The following is a 3,113-nucleotide window of genomic DNA, read 5'->3' on the forward strand; positions in this document are numbered from 1 at the left end:
GATTTAATAGTTGTGATTATAAATGAGGATATAATGATTGTTTGATTCTTATTCTGCCAAAAACGCTCATTTTGTTGACCCCATGTCAGGCAAAAAGCAATGATGAACTTCTAGGGCGGGCAATTTCAGTGCTATTAAAAAACATCTTACAATTTTCGCACAATAAATGTATCTCCAAGTAATTCCCAATTCTGAGGAAAAGGATAACCAAGTACCCAATAACTGAGCCCCCTTGCCCTGTAACTCTTCACCAGGTCGAATTTGGCTTTAGCACTGCGTGCGTCCTCAAACCAAACTTCATGTGTGCGCCCCTGACTGTCTTTGTATCTATAATAAGGTGATTGGGTTGTCTCGTCATATTTTATTTCTACATTATATTGGGTGGCACGCCTGATGGCTTCCTGCATGTCGAAAGTCTCTGCTTCTTGACCCTCTATATGAGGAACAAGCCAGTCACGTGCATAAATTTGAAAGCCTATAAAGATTTTGTTTGTTGGAATCACTGTAACTGCATAGTCTAGGACCCGCTTGATTTGATTAATGGGAGAGATAGCCTGTGGCGGTCCCTTTCGGTAACCCCATTCATATGTCATCAGCACAACGAAATCGAGCAGCCGTCCGTGAACAGGATAATCATGTGCTTCAACTAATAATCCCTTTTGATTGGCACTAGTTTTTGGGGCAAGGGAGGAGGACACAAAGTAGCCTTCAGGACGCAATCGATCCACTGCTCTTTGGAGAAACCGATTGTAGAAATCACGGTCTTCAGACGCTACACTTTCAAAGTCGATATTCAATCCACGGTAACCTTTATTTTTCATCGTATTTATGACATTGGTCAATAATTTTTCCACTAAACTTAAATCAGAAAGTATCGTATGTGCAAGCCTTGTTCCCGCTTCAGTGGCGGAAAAATTCGTTATGCACATCATGGGTACAACTCCAGTTGACTGCGCCGCTTGTATAGTCGGGTTGTCATCAATGACTTCTAAACTCCCATCTTGCCTCATTCTATAACCAAACGGACTTACGTAGGTCAAATCGTAGGCTACTTCACGTACCTGTACCGCGCCTCTTTGCCCATAAACGTTTGTAAAACCATTCACATCAATCGTGGGTTTCGGTTTCTGAGGAATCTTTACTATCTGTCCGGGATAAATACTAATAGGGTCTGTAATTCGATTAGTCTGCATTATGGATTGAACTGTTGTTCCATAACGTCTTGCTATGTCATAAAGGGTATCTCGTTCCCTTACTGTATGAAAAATGACCGGAATGGTAAGTCTTTGTCCTGGATAGATATTAGAAGGATTTGTGATGCGATTTCTTTGCATGATTTCCTGTAAGGTTGTTCCAAACTGAGTCACGATTTTTTCGAGAGTATCCCCTGGTTGAACTCTGTACTGAAGATAAGGTTCAGGAATCAAAAGTGCTAGGCCAATCACTAACTTTTCGGGATTTTCAAGGCCATTGATCCTAACAATTCGGTTGGTGCTGACACCATATTGCTGGGAAATCTTCCACAAGGAATCCCCCTTATTCACCACATGGATTTTCAAATGCACTGCCCCGCTTTCCTTCATATATTTCATTCATTTTATTCCCTGTAAAGACCTTATATGCTTCATGGTGGTTTCGTTATTCCATAATGCTCAGTTTTTCGCTATTCTAGCTTATAATTATTACAACAAATTTCTGGTTATTTAACGTACATCCAAGAAACCGTGCTACATTTTTTATCCCAGTTCATTGCTCCTACAATTCAGTCATTTTAACCACCTTTGTATATCTTTTACGAAATGGAGAACATTAACTTTGAAGGGCGAAACGCTCAGGGCTCCCAACACTTCATCTCCCTGACTCTCGTCCTTCATATTTTTTCTACATTCTATTGATGGGTTATATGAGGTATCCAATGGTTTCCATCAATTAAAAATACGAAAAAGCCCTTTTTTCATCTACTAAGGGCTTTTTTGTTCATAAAAGTGTACTTTTTCGAATGAGGCAAAATAATATATTCCAAATTTTACAAGCTAACGGTATCTATTACATTTATTACAAAAAGCAAACCTCATGTAGGGTTCAATAGCTATAGCTAGTGTTACTCATCCAAATGGTTACACTAAACTATATTTTTCATTGACATTTATAGGTCGATAGTCTTTTATCCTTAACCTTTTATCTGCATAGGCAAGATTTTTCAAACATTCTATTCGAACCTTTTCGTCACATACAAAGTCGTATAAAATTTCATTTTCTAATATTGAATATATTAATGAGATTTCATCTTCTTTAGTCCATTTTCCCATTCGACTAATTTCTAAGTGTCTTAGCATTTCTTGTTCAAAGTATTCTTCCGTACCGAACAAAACAGTCATTATAATTACTCCCCCTTCCTTATCCATGATTCTCCTTTTTTTCTTTCTTAACTTTGTTTTTTTTATCATCTTTTCCCTTATTTTTTTTCTTTTCTTTGTTTTCTTTATTTTTGTTTTTTATTTCTTTTAAATGCTTTTTATTTTCATGGCTTTTGTTCTTTTCACTTTTTGGTGCTTTAATTCCACTTTGGTTTTCATTATCTTGTTTTCTCTTTTCTTCTTTAGCCTTTACTTTCTTTTCTAATTGTTTTATATAGTTGCCTCCAAGTAATGATAGGTCAAACCCTTTAGTAGGGACCTCATTGCCAGATTTCAATAAAATCTCTTTAAAAATAACAGTAGCAGTTCCACTACTAGACGAGGAGAGATAATGGGTTTGATCTGTTTTGTCGTATCCTAACCAAATGGCTCCTACAACTTGCGGAGTATACCCTACAAACCAATGATCCTTCGCTCCATTTTGCGTAGAAAATGGCAGTTGTGTAGTTCCTGTTTTACCGGCAATTTCTCTACCTTCAATCTGAGCCTTTACCCCTGTTCCTTCGTTTACAACACCTTTCAGCATAAAAGTGATTTTTTGGGCAACAGATGGTTCTGTTACTCGACTTTCTTTTTTATTCCACTTTCCGAGTGTTTCGCCACTGGCGTTCTCGATGCGTTGAATAGCATGAGCTTCTACCATAATTCCATCGTTAGGGAAAGCGGAAAAGGCTTGTGCCATTTGCAATGGAGAAG

The 3,113-nt window shown here is 37.8% G+C and carries 3 protein-coding genes; all 3 read right to left on the reverse strand.

All coding sequences use genetic code 11. The features are described 5' to 3' along the window. Positions 1–146: 146 nt before the first annotated feature. Positions 147–1,559 (reverse strand): glycoside hydrolase family 18 protein, encoded by a 1,413-nt coding sequence (locus tag AC1DUW_RS24445; protein WP_053348040.1) that lies wholly within the window; start codon positions 1,557–1,559, stop codon positions 147–149. A gap of 558 nt (positions 1,560–2,117) precedes the next feature. Further along, entirely contained in the window at positions 2,118–2,405 is a 288-nt protein-coding gene (locus AC1DUW_RS24450; RefSeq protein WP_477643681.1) for a hypothetical protein, read from the reverse strand. After that, positions 2,398–3,099 carry a penicillin-binding transpeptidase domain-containing protein gene (locus tag AC1DUW_RS24455; protein ID WP_477643682.1) on the reverse strand — a complete coding sequence of 234 codons (702 nt, stop codon included), beginning with the start codon at positions 3,097–3,099 and terminating at the stop codon, positions 2,398–2,400. Before AC1DUW_RS24455 ends, AC1DUW_RS24450 begins: the two co-directional genes overlap by 8 nt. Between the last annotated feature and the right edge of the window lie 14 nt (positions 3,100–3,113).

This window comes from Peribacillus sp. P4_C12 (assembly GCF_056402095.1).